General features: G+C 68.5%; 14 protein-coding genes. 6 read left to right on the top strand and 8 right to left on the bottom strand.

All coding sequences use genetic code 11. From position 1 onward, the window contains the following. The first annotated feature begins 5 nt into the window (after positions 1–5). The 5 genes from glgB (at position 6) to ACAM42_RS02390 (ending at position 10,417) form a co-directional block, all read left to right on the top strand. Positions 6–2,189 (top strand): 1,4-alpha-glucan branching protein GlgB, encoded by a 2,184-nt coding sequence (glgB, locus tag ACAM42_RS02410; RefSeq protein ID WP_369630996.1) that lies wholly within the window; start codon positions 6–8, stop codon positions 2,187–2,189. A gap of 709 nt (positions 2,190–2,898) precedes the next feature. Further along, the gene (gene glgX / locus ACAM42_RS02405) at positions 2,899–4,974 is read left to right on the top strand and encodes a glycogen debranching protein GlgX (RefSeq protein WP_369630995.1); all 2,076 of its coding nucleotides are present in this window, start codon (positions 2,899–2,901) and stop codon (positions 4,972–4,974) included. A 94-nt stretch (positions 4,975–5,068) separates the two neighbouring features. Then, positions 5,069–6,406: a glucose-1-phosphate adenylyltransferase gene (gene glgC / locus ACAM42_RS02400; RefSeq protein WP_369632710.1), complete on the top strand. Its 1,338-nt coding sequence runs from the start codon at positions 5,069–5,071 to the stop codon at positions 6,404–6,406. Positions 6,407–6,420: 14 nt separating this feature from the next. Continuing rightward, complete coding sequence (gene glgA / locus ACAM42_RS02395) at positions 6,421–7,890, top strand: glycogen synthase GlgA (RefSeq protein WP_369630994.1); 1,470 nt, start codon at positions 6,421–6,423, stop codon at positions 7,888–7,890. A gap of 43 nt (positions 7,891–7,933) precedes the next feature. Beyond that, positions 7,934–10,417, top strand: a complete 2,484-nt coding sequence (locus ACAM42_RS02390) for a glycogen/starch/alpha-glucan phosphorylase (RefSeq protein WP_369630993.1) — start codon at positions 7,934–7,936, stop codon at positions 10,415–10,417. A gap of 24 nt (positions 10,418–10,441) precedes the next feature. Here ACAM42_RS02390 and ACAM42_RS02385 read toward each other — a convergent pair whose 3' ends face one another. The 4 genes from ACAM42_RS02385 to ACAM42_RS02370 form a co-directional block, all read right to left on the bottom strand. Continuing rightward, positions 10,442–10,912, bottom strand: a complete 471-nt coding sequence (locus tag ACAM42_RS02385; RefSeq protein ID WP_070063391.1) for a biopolymer transporter ExbD — start codon at positions 10,910–10,912, stop codon at positions 10,442–10,444. A gap of 15 nt (positions 10,913–10,927) precedes the next feature. Continuing rightward, positions 10,928–11,623, bottom strand: a complete 696-nt coding sequence (locus ACAM42_RS02380) for a MotA/TolQ/ExbB proton channel family protein (protein ID WP_369630992.1) — start codon at positions 11,621–11,623, stop codon at positions 10,928–10,930. A gap of 27 nt (positions 11,624–11,650) precedes the next feature. Next, positions 11,651–12,415, bottom strand: a complete 765-nt coding sequence (gene dapB, locus ACAM42_RS02375) for a 4-hydroxy-tetrahydrodipicolinate reductase (RefSeq protein WP_070063560.1) — start codon at positions 12,413–12,415, stop codon at positions 11,651–11,653. A gap of 212 nt (positions 12,416–12,627) precedes the next feature. Then, a complete protein-coding gene (locus tag ACAM42_RS02370) occupies positions 12,628–13,188 on the bottom strand; it encodes an outer membrane protein assembly factor BamE (protein WP_062481043.1) in 561 nt (186 codons plus the stop codon). Between the two features lie 85 nt (positions 13,189–13,273). On the opposite strand from ACAM42_RS02370, the gene fur reads away from it, so the two are divergent. After that, a complete protein-coding gene (gene fur / locus ACAM42_RS02365) occupies positions 13,274–13,693 on the top strand; it encodes a ferric iron uptake transcriptional regulator (protein ID WP_062481042.1) in 420 nt (139 codons plus the stop codon). Between the two features lie 59 nt (positions 13,694–13,752). Here the strand turns inward: fur and hprK are convergent, their stop codons facing one another. The 4 genes from hprK to ACAM42_RS02345 form a co-directional block, all read right to left on the bottom strand. Next, positions 13,753–14,712: an HPr(Ser) kinase/phosphatase gene (gene hprK, locus ACAM42_RS02360; RefSeq protein WP_062481041.1), complete on the bottom strand. Its 960-nt coding sequence runs from the start codon at positions 14,710–14,712 to the stop codon at positions 13,753–13,755. 101 nt (positions 14,713–14,813) lie between these two features. Beyond that, on the bottom strand, positions 14,814–15,281 hold the full coding sequence (locus ACAM42_RS02355; protein ID WP_042581318.1) for a PTS sugar transporter subunit IIA: 468 nt from the start codon (positions 15,279–15,281) through the stop codon (positions 14,814–14,816). 192 nt (positions 15,282–15,473) lie between these two features. After that, the gene (gene raiA / locus ACAM42_RS02350; protein WP_013538898.1) at positions 15,474–15,803 is read right to left on the bottom strand and encodes a ribosome-associated translation inhibitor RaiA; all 330 of its coding nucleotides are present in this window, start codon (positions 15,801–15,803) and stop codon (positions 15,474–15,476) included. Positions 15,804–16,123: 320 nt separating this feature from the next. Further along, positions 16,124–18,241 carry an ATP-dependent helicase gene (locus ACAM42_RS02345; RefSeq protein ID WP_369630991.1) on the bottom strand — a complete coding sequence of 706 codons (2,118 nt, stop codon included), beginning with the start codon at positions 18,239–18,241 and terminating at the stop codon, positions 16,124–16,126. Positions 18,242–18,393: the final 152 nt, after the last annotated feature.

Raw genomic sequence — 18,393 nt, 5'->3', positions numbered from 1 at the left:
ACCCCATGCCCCCTTCTTCTCCCTTCCTCCAAGCTGCCGACATCCCCGCGCTGATGCGCGCCGAGCATGGCGACCCGTTCGCCGTGCTCGGCCCTCACGAGACCGCCGACGGCCTCGAGGTGCGCGCGCTGATGCCCGGCGCGCGGCAGGTGGCCGTGGTGCATTCGCGCACCGGCTGGCCGCTGTCGATCCTTGCGCGGCACGAGGGCTCCGACCTGTTCAGCGGCCTCGTGCCCGCGGCCGAGGCGCGCATGGGCTACTCGTTCCAGGTCGACTGGGAGAACGGGCACGCCTCGCGACTCGAAGACCCCTACCGTTTTCCGTTCGTGCTCGGCGAGACCGACGTGTGGCTGCTGGCCGAGGGCACGCACTTGCGGCCGTGGGAGCGGCTGGGCGCGCACCTGCGCGAGATCGACGGCGTGAAGGGCGTGGCCTTTGCCGTGTGGGCGCCGAATGCGCGGCGCGTGTCAGTGGTCGGTGACTTCAACAACTGGGACGGCCGGCGCCACATGATGCGGCTGCGCCGCGAATGCGGCGTGTGGGAGATCTTCGCGCCGCACGTGGCGACCGGCGACAGCTACGAATTCGAGATCCTGTCGTCGCGCGGCGAGGTGCTGCGCAAGGCCGACCCCTTCGCGTTCTCGTCGCAGCTGCGCCCCGGCACCGCCTGCGTCGTGGCGCCGCTGCCCGCACCGGTACCGATGCCCGCCGGGCGCGCCGAGGCCAACGCGCACCAGGCGCCGATCAGCATTTATGAAGTGCACCTGGGCTCGTGGCGCCGCAAGCACCATGGCCAGGAATGGCTGGACTACCGCGAGCTGGCCGACACGCTCGTGCCCTATGTGCGCGACATGGGCTTCACGCACATCGAGCTGCTGCCCATCACCGAGCACCCCTTCGACGGCTCGTGGGGCTACCAGCCCATCGGCCTGTATGCGCCGACCTCGCGCTTCGGCACGCCCGGCGACTTCCGCCATTTCGTCGAAGCCGCGCATGCCGCGGGGCTGGGCGTGATCCTCGACTGGGTGCCCGCGCACTTTCCGACCGACGCGCACGGCCTGGGCAATTTCGACGGCACCGCGCTGTACGAGTACGCCGATCCGCGCGAGGGCTTCCACAACGACTGGCAGACGCTGATCTTCAACTACGCCCGCACGGAGGTGCGCAACTACCTCGTCGGCAATGCGCTGTACTGGCTGGAGCGCTACGGCGTGGACGGCCTGCGCGTGGATGCGGTGGCTTCGATGCTGTACCGCGACTACAGCCGCAAGGCCGGCGAGTGGGTGCCGAATGCGCAGGGCGGGCGCGAGAACCTGGAGGCCATCGATTTCCTTCGCCGCATGAACCGCGTGGTGGGCGTGGAGCGTCCGGGGGCTGTGACCATTGCGGAAGAGTCGACGAGCTTTCCCGGCGTGACGCGACCGCCGGAGGACGGCGGGCTGGGGTTTCACTACAAGTGGAACATGGGGTGGATGAACGACACGCTGGCGTATGCCGGGACCGATCCGGTCTACCGCAAGCACCATCACCAGCAGATCACCTTCGGGCTGATGTACGCGCACAGCGAGAACTTCGTGTTGCCGCTGTCGCATGACGAAGTGGTGCACGGCAAGGGGTCGATGATCGGGCGCATGCCCGGCGATGAATGGCAGAAGTTCGCGGGGTTGCGCAACCTGTATGGGTACCTCTGGGCTTATCCGGGGAAGAAGCTGCTGTTCATGGGGGGGGAGTTTGCGCAGTACGCGGAGTGGAATGCGGATCGCGGGTTGGACTGGCACTTGCTCGAGCATGCGGGGCATCAAGGGGTGCGGCGGTTGGTGCGCGATCTGAACAACGTGTATCGGCACTTTCCTGCTTTGCATGAGCTGGACCACGAGGGTTCTGGGTTCGAGTGGTTGGTGCATGACGATGTGGCGCAGTCGGTGTTTGCGTTTGTTCGGCGGGCGCGGGATGGGGGGGTTGTTGTGGTGGTTTGCAACTTCACGCCTGTGCCTCGGCTTGGGTATCGGTTGGGGGTGCCTGTGGCTGGTTCTTACCGGGAGGTCATCAATACCGATGGGGTGGTTTACGGTGGGAGTGGTGTGGGGAATGGGGTGGTTGAGAGTTCTCCGGTGGGATGGCATGGGAAGAGCGATTCGATCGTGATTAGCGTGCCGCCACTCGCTACTTTGATGTGGGTGGTGGCTTGAAACGCTCTGGGCTGGTTTTTGTTCCGGGGCCGGGTCTCGGCCCGGCGGCCGACCTACTTTTCTTTGCTTCGCCAAAGAAACGTAGGCAAAAGAAAGGCGACCCTGCTGTCTGCGTCCCTGCGCTTCGCTACGGGCAACCTGCGGTGCTCACGTTTCGCGGGGTCTCGCCCAAACTCGCTTCGCTCAAACAAGGGCGAGCCCTGATCCGCGAAACGCTGCGCTCCTCGGCGCATACAGAAGGGGGTGGGATACCTACGGGCCATCGCTTCGCTCGGCCAGTGGGCCGCAGCAGGCGCTTCGCGCCTGCTGCGGCGAGGATGGGTAGCGATGTTGGTTGGAACATGAACGCAAGCTCGGACACGGGCGCAGATGTGCCTCCAAGCACCAGCACCACGAGCACAAACGCAGGCTTCGGCTGTTGGAAATTCCCGGGCCGAGCGAAGCGACGGCCCGCCCGGTATCAAAGCCCCTCTGGCTGCGCCGAGGAGCGCAGTGTTTCGCGGATCAGGGCTCGCAGCTGTTTGAGCGAAGCGAGTTCTGCGAGACCCCGCGAAACGCGAGCACCGCAGGTTGCCCGTAGCGAAGCGGAGGGACGCAGACAGTGGGGTCGCCTTTCTTTGCTTACTTTCTTTGGCGAAGCAAAGAAAGTGAGTCGCCCGCCGGGGCGAGTCCCGGCCTCGGAAAGCAACCCCACGGGAAAGCCCAAAAAATGCTGAGCCCAGGCCATCCCCTCCCACTAGGCGCAACCCCATCAAATCAAGGCGTCAACTTCGCCCTCACAGCGCCATCAGCCAGCAAAGTAGAGCTCTGCCTCTTCGACAGCACAGGCAAAAGCGAACAACAGCGCCTACCGCTCCCAGAGTGCACAGACGGCATCTGGCACGGCCACCTCCCCACCGCCCGCCCCGGCCTGATCTACGGCTACCGAGTCCACGGCCCCTGGGCCCCCCAAGAGGGCAAGCGTTTCAACCCAGCCAAGCTCCTCCTCGACCCTTACGCCCGAGAAATCCTCGGCCACTACAACGGCAGCGACCTCTTCCTGGGCCACGCCCCCACAGACCCGACCCAACGCGACCACAGAGACAACGCCCCCATCGCCCTCAAGGCCCGCGTCACAGCACCCAGCAACGCACCCCAAACAACGGGCCAGGCCCACATCCCCCCCACCGACCGCATCCTGTACGAGCTGCACATCCGCAGCCTCACCCACCAGCACCCCGGCGTGCCCGAACCGCTAAGAGGCACCTACGCAGGCCTGGCAGAACCCGCAGTGCTAGACCACCTCCAACGCCTGGGCATCACCACCCTCAGCCTCATGCCCGCACAGCACCGCGCCGACGAACAGCGCCTGCTCGCCAAGGGCCTGACCAACCACTGGGGCTACAACACCATCGGCTGGTTCGCCCCCGAAGCGCGCTTCTGGAGCGGCCGCCCCGGCACCACCCCCGCCAGCGAGTTCCGCGCCATGGCCGATGCGGTGCATGCGCGCGGCATGGAGCTGGTGATCGACGTGGTCTACAACCACAGCGCCGAAAGCGACGAACTCGGCCCCACGCTCTCGCTGCGCGGCATCGACAACGCCCTGTACTACCACCTGCGCCCGGACGACCGCGCCCTGTACGAGAACTGGGCCGGCACGGGCAACTGCCTGAACCTCGGCGAGCCGCGCGTGCTGCAACTCGTGATGGACAGCCTGCGCTTCTGGGCCTGCGAGATGGGCGTCGACGGCTTCCGCTTCGACCTCGCCCCGGTGCTGGGCCGCGACGCGCAGCGCGGCTTCGATGCGCGCGCGCCCTTCTTCGCAGCCATCGCGCAAGACCCGGTGCTGTCGCGCACGCTGCGCATCGCCGAGCCCTGGGACCTCGGCCCCGGCGGCTACCGGCTCGGCGAGTTCCCGCCCGGCTGGCTCGAATGGAATGACCGCTTCCGCGACACGCAACGCGGCTTCTGGCTGCGCCAGGGGCGCGAGGGCGCCGCCGGCCTGGGCGACTTCGCGCACCGCTTCACCGCCTCCAGCGCGAGCTTCGCGCACGATGGCCGCGCACCGACCGCGAGCGTCAACTTCATCACCGCGCACGACGGCTTCACGCTGCGCGACCTCGTGAGCTACGAACTGCGCCACAACCTCGCCAACGGCGAAGACAACCGCGACGGCCATGCGCACAACCTGAGCACCCACTGCGGTGTCGAGGGCCCGAGCGACGACCCCGCCGTGCGCACGATGCGTGCGCGCCTGCAACGCACGCTGCTCGCCACGCTGCTGCTGTCCCAGGGCACGCCGATGCTGCTGGCCGGCGACGAGCTCGGCCACAGCCAGGGCGGCAACAACAACGCCTACTGCCAGGACAACGAGACCACCTGGCTCGGCTGGATCGGGCTGTCTGACCCGGCCAGCGAACGCGCGCGCCTGACGGCCTTCGTGGCGCGGCTCACCGCCCTGCGGCGCGAAGCGCCGGCGCTGCGCAGCGCGCGCTGGTGGCCGGCCGAGCCTCCTGTCGACGCCCTACCGGGCCTGCGCTGGCTGCGCCCCGACGGCCAGCCGATGGCCCCGGCCGACTGGCACGCGGGCACGGCCCTTGCGATCCTGTTCGGGCATGCCGAGGACGCCTGGCTGGTGCTGGTGAATGCGGGCCCGGGCCCCGTCACCTTCACGCTGCCGAATGGAGACTGGCGCTGCTGCCTGGCGACCGATGCCGAAGACCCCGACGCCCTGCGCGCCGCGCCCCGCCTACTGGGCCGCGCGGTGGAGGTACCGGTTTCGAGCCTCTGGCTTGCAAGAACGTAGGAGCCAAGCCCACGGCGCAGTGCCAGACTCGGTGCGGACACTCTGACGACGACGAATTCAACACAAGCGAATGAACGAACGAACGGAGACACAGATGGACAAGCTCAACACCCAGGGCACGCAAGCCCCGCAGCCCCCCCTGCAGGCCCATCAACTGGTCCGCCGCACCATCGCGCTGGTGCTGGCCGGCGGCCGGGGCTCCCGCCTCAAGCAGCTCACCGACCGGCGCGCCAAGCCGGCCGTGTACTTCGGCGGCAAGTTCCGCATCATCGACTTCGCGCTGTCCAACTGCCTGAACTCCGGCATCCGGCGCATGGCGGTGGTCACGCAGTACAAGTCGCACTCGCTCATGCGCCACCTGCAGCGCGGCTGGAGCTTTTTGCGCGCCGAGCTCAACGAGATGGTCGACGTGCTGCCCGCGCAGCAGCGCATGGGCGACGAGCACTGGTACCGCGGCACGGCCGACGCGGTGTTCCAGAACCTGGACATCATCAGCACCCGCTCCACGCCGCACGACTACGTGGTGGTGCTGGCCGGCGACCACATCTACAAGATGGACTACTCCATCATGCTCAAGGACCACGCCGAGCGCGGCCTGGGCTGCACGGTCGGCTGCATCGAGGTGCCGCGCCACGAGGCCACGGCCTTCGGCGTGATGGCAGTGGACGACGGCCGCCAGATCACCAGCTTCCTCGAGAAGCCCGCCGACCCGCCCGCCATGCCCGGCCACCCCGACCTGGCGCTGGCCAGCATGGGCATCTACATCTTCGACTCGGCCTACCTGTACCGGCTGCTCGAGGAAGACAACGCCAACCCCGACTCGAGCCACGACTTCGGCAAGGACATCATCCCGCGCGCCGTGGCCGAGGGCCGCGCGCTGGCGCATCCGTTCAGCATGTCCTGCGTCACGCGCGCCTCGCGCGGGCCCGACGCCAAGGCCTACTGGCGCGACGTGGGCACGATTGATGCATTCTGGGCAGCCAACCTCGACCTGGCCTCGATCACCCCGGAGCTCGACATCTATGACACGGACTGGCCCATCTGGACCTACCAGCGGCAGCTGCCGCCGGCCAAGTTCGTGCTCGACCGCGAGGGCAAGCACGGCATGACGGTCAACACCATCGTCTCGGGCGGCTGCATCGTTTCGGGCTCGAAGATCAGCAGCGCAGTGCTGTTCTCGGGCGTGCGCATCCACTCCTTCTGCGAGATCAACGAGGCCGTGCTGCTGCCCGACGTCGAAGTGGGCCGCGGCTGCCGGCTCAACCGCGTGGTGATCGACCGCGGCTGCGTGATCCCCGACGACACGGTGATCGGCGAGGACGCCGAAGCCGATGCCGCGCGCTTCGAGCGCACGGAAACGGGCGTGGTGCTGGTCACGCGCGAAATGCTCAAGCGGCTCGCGCCGGACCCCGCGCCCGCGGTCGCCGCCTGATCGACCGCACCACCATGCGCATCCTCCAGGTCAGCGCCGAGCTGTTTCCCCTCCTGAAGACCGGCGGCCTGGCGGACATCGCCGGCGCCCTGCCCTTGGCGCTCATGGCCGCGGGGCAGGAGGCGCGCGCGCTGCTGCCGGGCTTTCCCGCCATCGTGGCCGGCGTGCGCGACCTGGCACCGGTGGCCGAGTTCACCGCGCCCTGGGGCGAGCGCTTCGGCCTGCGCGCCGGGCACGTCGCCATCGCCGGCGCGCCGCCGATTCCCACCTACGTGATCGACGCGCCTGCGCTGTACGACCGGCCCGGCAACCCCTACGAAGACACCACGCGCCAACCCTACGGCGACAACCACCGGCGCTTCGCGCTGCTGGGCTGGGCGGCGGCGCAGCTCGCGCAGGGCCTCGACCCCGGCTGGCGGCCCGACATCGTGCACGCGCACGACTGGCACGCGGCGCTCGCGCCGGCCTACCTCGCCTTCGCGCGGCGCGCGGGCGGCCCGCGCACGGGCAGCGTGTTCACGGTGCACAACCTGGCCTACCAGGGTGTGTTCGCGCCCTGGCACTTCGCCGAGCTCGGCCTGCCGGCGCCGGCCTTCCACATGAACGGGCTGGAGTACCACGGCCAGATCTCCTTCATGAAGGGCGGCCTGTACTTCGCCGACCAGCTCACCACCGTGAGCCCCACCTACGCGCTCGAGATCCAGACGCCCGAGCAGGGCTGCGGCCTCGACGGCCTGCTGCGCCAGCGCGCCGGCGTGCTCAGCGGCATCCTCAACGCGGTGGACGACCAGGTCTGGAACCCGGCCACCGACGCCGCGCTGGTGCAGGGCTACCAGGCGCCCGAGGGCCGCCACATGGCCGGCAAGGCGCGTTGCAAGTCGGTGCTGCAGCGCCAGCTGGGGCTGGCCGAGCGCCCCGACGCGCCGCTGTTCATCGTGGTGAGCCGGCTCACCGAGCAGAAGGGCCTGCACCTCGTGCTCGGCGGCCTCGACACGCTGCTGGCGCAGGGCGGCCAGCTCGCGCTGCTGGGCAGTGGCGAAGGCTGGCTCGAAGAGGCCTTCCGCCAGCGCGCAGCGGCGGCGCCCGCCTCGGTGAGCGTCACCATCGGCTACGACGAGACGCTGGCGCACCAGCTCTTCGGCGCGGGCGACGTGACGATCGTGCCCTCGCTGTTCGAGCCCTGCGGCCTCACGCAGATGTACGGACTGAAGTACGGCAGCCTGCCGCTCGTGCGCCGCGTCGGCGGGCTGGCCGACACCGTCGTCGACTGCACGCTGGAAGACATGGCCAGCGGCGCCGCCACCGGCTTCGTGTTCGACCGCTTCGAGGACGCCGACTACGACCGCGCCCTGCGCCGCGCCTTCGCGCTGTACGAGCGCGCCGCCGACTGGCGCCGCGTGCGCGGCAACGCCATGCGGCGCCCGGCCGACTGGGGCACGGCGGCCGCGCAGTACATCGATGTGTACCAACGGGCGTTGGCCTGAAGCCCCCGCCCCACACCCCACCACCCACTCCGGGAACGCCTCCATGACGATCAAGGACTTCGCCTACGACCACCCCGACCGCGACGTTGCCGCCTTCAAGCGCGCGGTGGCCAACAAGCTGATCTACGCTGTCGGCAAGGACCCCGTGGCCGCCAGCCAGGATGACTGGCTGCACGCCACCGCGCTGGCCGTGCGCGACCAGCTCGTCGAGCGCTGGATGACGACCACGCGCGCCAACTACGCGCAGGACCTCAAGCGCGTGTATTACCTCTCGATGGAGTTCCTCATCGGGCGCACCTTCACCAACGCGCTGCTCGCCGTCGACCTGTACGGCACCGTGCGCGAGGCGCTGGCCGACTTCGGCGTCGACATGGCGGCGCTGGCCGAGCGCGAGCCCGATGCGGCGCTCGGCAACGGCGGCCTGGGGCGGCTCGCGGCCTGCTTTCTCGATTCGATGGCCACGCTCGGCGTGCCCGGCATGGGCTACGGCATCCGCTACGAGTACGGCATGTTCCGCCAGCGCATCGTCGACGGCCAGCAGGTCGAAACGCCCGACTACTGGCTCACGCGCGGCAACCCATGGGAGTTCCAGCGGCCCGAGGTGAACTACCGCGTGCGCTTCGGCGGCCACGTGCAAAAGCGCGAAGGCAAGAACGCGCCCTACGGCGCAGCCGACTGGGTCGACACGCACGACGTGCTGGCCGTGGCCTACGACACCATCATTCCAGGCTACGGCACGCAGGCCACCAACACCTTGCGGCTGTGGTCGGCGCGCGCCACCGAGGAGATCGACCTGTCGGCCTTCAACCGCGGCAACTACATGGCGGCGGTGGAGAGCAAGAACCACTCCGAGAACGTCTCGCGCGTGCTCTACCCCGACGACTCCACGCCCTCGGGCCGCGAGCTGCGGCTGCACCAGGAGTACTTCTTCTGCAGCGCCAGCGTGCAAGACCTGCTGCGGCGTTACCTGCGCAACCACACGAGCTTCGACCAGCTGTCCGACAAGGTCAGCATCCACCTGAACGACACGCACCCGGTGCTGGCCGTGCCCGAACTCATGCGCCTGCTGCTCGACGAGCACGGCCTGGCCTGGGACGTGGCCTGGGGCCACACGCAGAAGGTGTTCAGCTACACCAACCACACGCTGATGCACGAGGCATTGGAAACCTGGCCGGTCGAGATGCTGGGGCGCATCCTGCCGCGCCACCTGCAGATCCTGTACGACATCAACGCGAAGTTCCTGGCCGCCGTGACGCAGACGCACGGCCAGGACGTCGAGCTGGTGCGCCGCCTCTCGCTGATCGACGAGACCGGCGAGCGCCGCGTGCGCATGGCCTACGTGGCGGTGCTCGCGAGCCATTCGGTGAACGGCGTGTCGGGGCTGCACTCGGAGCTGATGAAACAGTCGATCTTTGCCGACTTCGCGAAGATCTTTCCCGAGCGCTTCAACAACAAGACCAATGGCGTCACGCCGCGCCGCTGGCTCGCGCAGGCCAACCCGCCGCTGGCCGCGCTGCTCGACCAGCGCATCGGCAAGGGCTGGCGGCGCGACCTGTCGCAGCTCGAGGCATTGCGCCCGATGGTCGCGCAGCCCGCCTTCGTGCGCGCTTTCCGCCATGCCAAGCGCGAGAACAAGCTGCGGCTGGCCAACTGGGTCGGCGAGCACCTGAAGCTCGACCTGGACACCGACGCGATGTTCGACGTGCAGGTCAAGCGCATCCACGAGTACAAGCGGCAGCTGCTCAACGTGCTGCACGTCGTCGCGCGGTATCACCGCATCCTCGATGCGCAGGCCAGCGGCACGCCGGTCGACATCGTGCCGCGCGTGGTCGTGTTCGCCGGCAAGGCGGCTTCGGCCTATGCGATGGCCAAGCAGGTGATCCGCCTCATCAACGACGTGGCGGCCACCGTGAACGCCGACGCGCGCGTGGGCAAGCTGCTGAAGGTGGTGTTCCTGCCGAACTACGGCGTGAGCCTCGCCGAGATCATCATGCCCGCGGCCGACCTGTCGGAGCAGATTTCCACCGCGGGCACGGAAGCCTCGGGCACCGGCAACATGAAGTTCGCGCTCAACGGCGCGCTCACCATCGGCACGCTCGACGGCGCCAATGTCGAGATGCGCGAGAACGTCGGCCCCGAGAACATCTTCATCTTCGGCCACACCACGCCCGAGGTGGCCGACATCCGCGCCCGTGGCTACCAGCCGCGCGAGATCTACGAGGAGAACGCCGAACTCAAGCGCGTGCTCGATGCGATTCGCGATGGCGCGTTCTCGCCGGGCGAGCCCGCGCGCTACCAGGGCATCTACGACGCGCTCGTGAACTGGGGCGACCACTACCTGCTGCTGGCCGACTACGCGAGCTATGTGGCCAAGCAGGCCGAGGTCGATGCGCTGTACCGCGACGCGGAGGCGTGGACGCGCATGGCGATCCTCAACGTGGCGGGGATGGGCGCGTTTTCGTCGGACCGGACGATCGCCGAATACGCCCACGAGATCTGGCACACCAAGCCCGTGGTGCTCGGCTGAGGCGGGCGGGCCGGGCCCGCAAGCTCAGCGCGTTTTGGCGGGGGCCGCCTCGGCCTCGGTCACGAACCCGATCCGGCTCAACCCGGCCTTGTTCGCGATGCCCATGAGCGCCACCACCTTGCCGTAAGGCACGGTCTGGTCGGCGCGCAACTGCACCTCGGTGTCCTTGCTGTCGGCGGCGGCTTTTTCGAGCTGGGCCGTCAGTTCGTCGTCGGTCACGGGCTTGTCGTTCAGGAAGACCTTGCCCGAGGCATCGACCGACAGGCTCACGAACTTCGGCGTGTCGTTGGGCTGGCCCGCGTCGGTCTGCGGCAGGTCGAGCTTGATCGAACTGGCCATCAGCGGCGCAGTGATGATGAAGATCACCAGCAGCACCAGCATCACGTCGACCAGCGGCGTGACGTTGATGTCCGACAGCGGGCGCTGCCCACCCGCACCCATGGCCCGCCCGCCGCCTGCGGCGCTGCTGCCCAGTGAGGTGCGTCCGAAGGCCATGGTGTGCGTGGCGCCTTAAACAGGCATCGGCCGCGCGGGCGGCGGTGCAGCAGGTCCCGGCGCTTCGCCGAAGCTGCCGAGCAGGTCGTGCGCGAAGCCTTCGAGCTCGGCCTCGACGCGCCCCACAACACGGCCGAAGACGTTGTAGGCCAGCACGGCCGGAATGGCGACCGCGAGGCCGAAGGCCGTCATGACGAGCGCCTCGCCGACCGGCCCGGCCACCTTGTCGATGGTGAAGCCGCCGGTCTGGCCCGCGATGCCCGCCAGGGCACCGTAGATGCCCCAGACGGTGCCGAGCAGGCCGACGAAGGGCGCGGTGGCGCCGACGGTGGCCAGCAGGATCTGCCCGGCCTGCAGGCGCCGCAACGCGCCGTGCAGCGCACCGCGCAGCACGCGCGTGAGGCGCTGGTTGCGGTCGACCGTGGCGCCCAGCGTGCCGCCGGGGGCTTCGGTGGCGGCCTGGCGCAATGCGGCCACGGCGGGGCGCACGAGTTCGGCGCGGTCGAAGGCCTGCAGCTTCTGCTCGGCCTCGACCAGGGTGGCCGATTGCCAGAAGGCCGCGATGCTGCGCAGCACATCGCGCGTGCCGCCGCGCAGCAGCCAGGCTTTCCAGAGGATCACGACCCAGCTGGCGATCGACATCGCGAGCAGCAGCGCGGCCACCGAACGGCTGACGCCGTCACCGTGGGTCAGCAGTTCGAGCACGCTCATTCGCGTCCTTGGTTTTGTGCGCCTGGCTTAACGCAGGCCGAGTACGTCGAACATGTCGAACAGGCCGCTGCGCTGGCCGCTCAGGAAGCGCACCGCACGCAGCGCGCCCTGCGCGTAGGTCACGCGGCTGGACGACTTGTGGGAGATTTCGATGCGCTCGCCGATGCCCGCGAACAGCACGGTGTGGTCGCCCACGATGTCGCCGCCGCGGATGGTGGCGAAGCCGATGGTCGACGGATCGCGCTCGCCCGTGATGCCTTCGCGGCCGTACACGGCGCAGTCCTTGAGGTCGCGGCCCAGCGCATCGGCGATCACCTCGCCCATCTTGAGCGCGGTGCCCGAGGGTGCGTCGACCTTGAAGCGGTGGTGGGCCTCGACGATCTCGATGTCGTAGCCGGTGGCCATCGCGCGGGCGGCCATGTCGAGCAGCTTGAGCGTGACGTTGACGCCCACGCTCATGTTGGGCGCCATCATGATGGCGATGTCTTTGGCGATCTCGGCGATCTCGGCCTTCTGCGCATCGCTGAAGCCGGTGGTGCCGATCACGGCCTGCACGCCCAGCTCGCGGCACACGGCCAGGTGCGCCATCGTGCCTTCGGGGCGGGTGAAGTCGATCATCACCTGCGCGTCCTGCAGGCCGGTGCGCAGGTCGGCCACGATGGGCACGCCGCTGGTGAAGCCCAGGAAGGCCGCGGCATCGGCGCCGAGGGCGGCGCTGCCTGCGATGTCGAGCGCGCCGGCCAGGCGGCAGTCGGGCGCGTTGCGCACGGCCTCGATGAGCATGTGGCCCATGCGGCCCGAGGCGCCGGCGATCGCCACCCGGCGCAGCGCGGGAGCGGAGGAAGAAGAATCGGAAGTGGGGGTGATGGTCGGTTCAGTCACGGGGATTCGGTCGTTGAAAAGTCCCTACGGGAGCCATGGACACCGACGAAAGCCACCCCACCGGTCCGGCGGGCACCGCCCGCAGGAGGGGTGGCCGCCGCCGGAGCCCGTGCCGCGCACGCTCAGCGCGCGGCTTCGAGCGGGGGGTAGGCGGCCGGCAGCGCGGGCATGGGGGCTGCCGGGGTGCCGGTGGTGTCGGCTTTCTTGTCGGCCTTGGGCGCGAATTTCTTGAGCTCTTCTTCGGTGGCCTCGAGCTGCGGCACCTTGCCGCTCTTGCGGCGGGTGTCGAGCGTGGCGACGAATTCTTCTTCGCTGGGCATTTCGTCGCCCTCGAAGCGGTCCATGAGTTCGCCGTTGAAGAACACGGTCAGGCGGCGCTCCTGCGGATCGACGCCCTGGCGGCGGATCGTGAAGACGTAGTCCCAGCGGTTGGCGTGGAAGACGTCGTTCAGCAGCGAGGTGCCGAGGATCTCGCGCACCTGCTGGCGCGACATGCCGGGCTTGAGTGCCGCGACCTGTTCCTTCGACACGAAATTGCCCTGCACCACTTCGACTTTGTAGGGGGTGACGGCAGACAGCGCGCCACGCGTGCGTTCGCTGAAACCGCTGCAGGCACCGAGGGCGAGCGTCGCCGCAATGGCAGCAACCAGCAACCAGGGCCGGCGTTGGAGGATGGCAGGCATGGGAGAAGAGGGGGTAGCGATATGATCGAACATTGTAGCGGCCGAGCCTGAAGGCCCGGCCTCAGCCCAGGGCGCAGGAACCATCATGGCCAACATCGACGAACTCAAGAACACCGGCCTCAAGGCCACCTTGCCGCGACTGAAGATCCTCGAGATCTTCCAGACCGGCAGCCAGCGGCACATGACGGCGGAAGACGTCTTCCGCGTGCTGCTCAACGAACACTCCGACATCGGCCTGGCCACCGTGTACCGCGTGCTCACGCAGTTCGAGCAGGCCGGCATCCTGGAGCGCAGCCACTTCGAAAGCGGCAAGGCGGTCTACGAACTGAACGAAGGCACGCACCACGACCACCTGGTGTGCACCTCGTGCGGCAAGGTCGAGGAGTTCTACGACGCCGAGATCGAGCGGCGCCAGCAAATGATCGCCAAGGACAAGGGCTGGGTCCTGCAGGACCACGCCATGTCGCTGTACGGCCTGTGCGGCGACTGCGTCAAGAAGCGCTGACGCTGAAGACCTGCTGAAGCAGAAAGCGGCCCTTCACTTTGAAGGGCTTTTTTCTTTGCTCAGTCCGGATCGCGCCCGCTCTCCATCGCCTTGTGGTGGCGCGCCACGAAGTCGGCATAGGTGTCGATGCCGCGCAGCTGCAGGATCGAGTTGCGCACCGCCGCCTCCACCAGCACGGCGATGTTGCGCCCCGCCACCACCTGGATGATGACCTTGCGCACCGGGATGCCCAGCACGTCCTGCGTGAGCGGCGCCGAGGGCATGCGCTCGTAGTCGCGCTCAAAGCTGTCGCGCCGCACGAGGTGCACGATGAGCTTCAGGCGCATCTTCCGGCGCACGGCCGTCTCGCCGAAGATCGCGCGGATGTCCAGGAGGCCGATGCCGCGCACCTCCAGCAGGTTCAGCAGCAGGTCGGGGCAGCGCCCCTCGATGGTGTTCTGGTTGATGCGGTACAGGTCGACCGCGTCGTCGGCCACCAGGCCGTTGCCGCGCGAGATCAGCTCCAGGCCGAGCTCGCTCTTGCCCAGGCCCGACTCACCCGTGATCATCACGCCCATGCCCAGGATGTCCATGAACACGCCGTGCATCGAGGTGCGCTCGGCGAAGTGCTTGGACAGGTAAGCGCGCAGCAGGTCGATCACGAAGGCCGACGACTCGCGCGTGGCAAACAGCGGCAGCTGGGCGCGTTCGCAGATCGACAGCAGCTCGTCGGGCGCGGCCTGGCCGTCGGCCAGCACCAGCATCGGCGGCTCCAGCGTGACGATGCGCCCGATGCGGCGCACGCAGTCTTCCTTGCTGCCCCGCGTGAGGTAGGCCACCTCGCGCGCACCGAGGATCTGCACGCGGTACGGGTGGATGTAGTTCAGGTAGCCGACCAGGTCGGCGGCCGACTGCGCGCGGCTGATGACGTCGGGGTCGAACTGGCGCTCCGAGGCGCCCAGGCCCGCGAGCCATTCCCAGCGGAGCGACCCGCGAAACTCCTCGAACATGGCATCGGCGCTGATGACGGTCGGCTTCATGCGTGCGGCGGCCGGCGCAAAACGCCGGCATTCTGGTCAGGATGGAGGGAGAGAAAAGCGTCGCCGCAGCTTATCAGCAGCGGCAGGCCCGGCACGGGCGCTCAGGCGACCTGGGTCGACTGCCAGCCGGCAATGAGGCCGTGCAGCGCGGCGGCGTCGGTGCTGGACTTGATCTGCTCGCGCAGGCCGGCGTCGCTCAGCAGCTCGGCAATTTCGGACAGGATTTCGAGGTGCTTCTGCGTGGCCGCTTCGGGTACCAGCAGGAAGATCAGCAGCGCCACGGGCTGCTCGTCGGGGGCGTCGAAGCCGATGGGGTTCGCCAGCTGGAACACCGCGGCCATCGGCGCCTTGAGGCCCTTGATGCGGCCATGCGGAATGGCGACGCCGTGGCCCAGGCCGGTGGAGCCGAGGCGCTCGCGCGCAAACAGGCTGTCGGTGATGAGGGCACGGCCCAGACCGTGAAGGCTCTCGAACAGCAGGCCGGCCTCTTCGAAAGCACGTTTCTTGCTGGTGGCGTCAACGCTCACGAGCACTTGAGCGGGCGGCAGGATGGACGCGAGGCGATTCATGGTGGGGTCAGAGCGGGGGCGATTATGCACCTCCTCGGTAAAAACCCCCAGTCCCCCTAATTACTTTCGTCTACATGTGTTGCCGTGAGGCGTCGCTTCCTCTGGAGGCCCTTGCAAAGCCCCACCAATGTGGTCGGACAAACAAAAGGCCGCCCGAAGGCGGCCTGAGATGCGGGGCGCGGGGCCCGGCGTTTACATCACGCGCTTGGGCGCCACGTGATGGTGGTCTTGCAGGCGATCCTTGTGGCGGACCACCTGGCGGTCGAGCTTGTCGACCAACTCATCGACCGCGGCGTACAGATCAGCGTGGCTCGATTCCGCGAACATGTCATTGCCCTTGACGTGAATGTTGCACTCCGCCCTTTGGCGGCGTTCCTTTTCCTTCTGCTTTTCCACCGTGAGGATCACCTTGACATCGACCACCTGGTCGAAATGTCGCGTGATCCGGTCCAGCTTGCTCGTGACGTAGGTGCGCAAGGCAGGTGTGACGTCGAGGTGATGACCGCTGATCGTCAAATTCATGAATGACCTCCTGAGAATTGACGGTTGGGGAAATGACCGCGCTCCGGGATGAAGCGTGGCCGGCGAAACAGGTGAGGTTGGGAGAGAGGGAGAAGAGGAAGGGAGATGAAGAAAGGGGGCGGTCGGATTCACTATGCCCAAGCTGTCACGGTATTGCAATACCGGGGCTTGCCCGAGTGACGGGCCGGTGTATTGCATGCCCTAATCCGCTATTGATTCCATAGCTGCCCCCGTGCAGTGGCATGCCGTTGCGGCACATTGGAAGCAAGTGTTTCCATGTGCAGCGCGCAGTGCCCCTCCCGCCCGAAGGGCCGGCCCGTTCAGCGCCAGGCGGCGCGCATGCGGTTGCGCAGGTCGATCACCGCGGCCGGCGGTGGCACCGCGGGCGGCAGCACCGGCGGCGGCGGCCAGGTCTGCAGCTCGAAGCCCGCCAGGTCGGACTCGGCGATGAAGCGGGTGCGGTTGGCGTACAGGTGCCGGTCGCCGCGCGCCGCCTGCTGCGTGATGTGGAAGCGCTGCGGCATCACCAGGTGCAGGTGGTCGCGGGCCCGCGTCATCGCCACGTAGAGCAGGCGCCGTTCTTCTTCCAGCTCGTGCGCGCCCTGCGCCACGTCGGCCGGCATGCAGCCGTCGACCACGTTGATGACGTGCACCGAGTTCCACTCCTGCCCCTTGGCCGAATGGATGGTCGACAGGATCAGGTAGTCCTCGTCGAGCGAGGGCGGGCCGGGCCGGTCGCTGGTGGCCTCGGGCGGATCGAGCGTGAGCTCGGTGAGAAAGCGCTCGCGCGAGCCATAGCCGGCTGCCAGCCGCGCCAGCTGCTCGACGTCGGCGCGGCGCACGCCCGAGGTGTCTTCGTACAGCCGCTCCAGGTGCGGCTGGTACCACTGCATGGCCACTTCCACGTCGGCTGGCCACTGCAGCGACGGCGCGCGCAGCGCCGCATAGGCCTGGGCGAAGTCGGCCCACTGTTCGCGCGCGGCCGACGGCGGCACGAAGTCGCGCACGGCCGCGGCCGGGTCGGCCGCCTGGTCCATCGCGTCGAGCAGGCGCGTGCCGGTGGCCGGGCCCACGCCGGGAATGAGCTGCGTGACCCGGAAACCCGCCATGCGCCCGCGCGGGTTCTGCGCGAAACGCAGCACGGCGAGCAGGTCCTTCACGTGCGAGGCCTCGAGGAACTTGAGGCCGCCGAACTTCACGAACGGGATGTTGCGCCGTGCCAGTTCCAGCTCGAGCGCCGCGCTGTGCGACGAGGTGCGAAACAGCACCGCCTGCGACTTCAGCGCCAGCCCGCCCTCGCGGTGCGCCAGGATCTTGTCGGCCACCCAGCGCGCCTGCCCGGCCTCGTCGGGCACGAGCACCAGCACCGGCTTGCCGGCCGAGGGCTTGTCGGTCCACAGCGTCTTGGCGTGCCGCTCGGCGGCCTGCGCGATGACGCGGTTCGACACGTCGAGGATCGGCTGCGTCGAGCGGTAGTTGCGCTCCAGCGTGACGATGCGTGCCTCTTGCGAGAACTGCGACGGAAAGTCGAGGATGTTGCGCACCGTGGCGCCGCGGAACGAGTAGATCGACTGCGCGTCGTCGCCCACCACCGTCACGCCGCGCCCGTCGGGCTTCATCGCGCGCAGGATCTCGGCCTGCAGCAGGTTGGTGTCCTGGTATTCGTCGACCAGCACGTGGTCGAAGCGTGCGCCGACGTGCGCGGCCAGCGCGGGCTCGGCGACCATCTCGGCCCAGTAGAGCAAGAGGTCGTCGTAGTCGAGCACGTTCTGCTGCTGCTTGGCTTCGACGTAGGCGCCGAAGAGCGCCTTGAGCTGCGCCTCCCACTCGGCGCACCAGGGAAAGCTGTCCTTCAGCACGGTGGCCAGCGGCGCGCGCGTGTTCACGCAGCGCGAGTAGATCGACAGGCAGGTGCCCTTGCGCGGGAAACGATTGACCGTGGACGACAGGCCCAGCTCGTGCCGCACCAGCCCCATCAGGTCTTCGGCGTCGCCGCGGTCGTGGATGGTGAAGTTCTCGTCCAGCCCGATCTGCGCGGCGTACTCGCGCAGCAGCCGTGCGCCGATGCCGTGGAAGGTGCCGGCCCACGGCAGCGCGGGCGGGCGCTCCGACTTCAGGCCCAGCACGCGCGCCAGCACCTGGCCCGCGCGGCGCTCCATTTCCTGCGCGGCGCGGCGCGAGAAGGTGAGCAGCAGCAGGCGCTGCGGATCGACCCCGTCCGCGATCAGGTGCGCCACGCGGTGCGCCAGCGTGCTGGTCTTGCCCGAGCCGGCACCGGCGATCACGAGCAGCGGCCGGTGGTCGGCGCCGACCGCCGCGCCCACGCCGTGCTCGACCGCCGCGCGCTGGTCGTCGTTGAGCGCGGCAAGCGCCGCGGCCAGGCGCTCGGCTTGCGTCTTCGGCGGGGTGGAAAGAACGGGGGACGCAGGGGTCTGCATGGGCACGACTTTACTGTATGTCCGTCCAGTTCGAGTGCCTTGTCGCCCTGTGGCCGGTGACATAATCGCGCCTCGCTGCAACCGGAGACTCCCCTTGGAAACCGCCCCGTCTCGGCAGCTTTCAACTCCCTGGCGACGCTGCGCGTGATGTA

The sequence above is a fragment of the Variovorax sp. V35 genome (assembly GCF_041154465.1).
GTDB classification, from domain to species: Bacteria; Pseudomonadota; Gammaproteobacteria; order Burkholderiales; family Burkholderiaceae_C; genus Variovorax; species Variovorax boronicumulans.
This window is presented reverse-complemented; position numbering and strand designations above follow the sequence as displayed.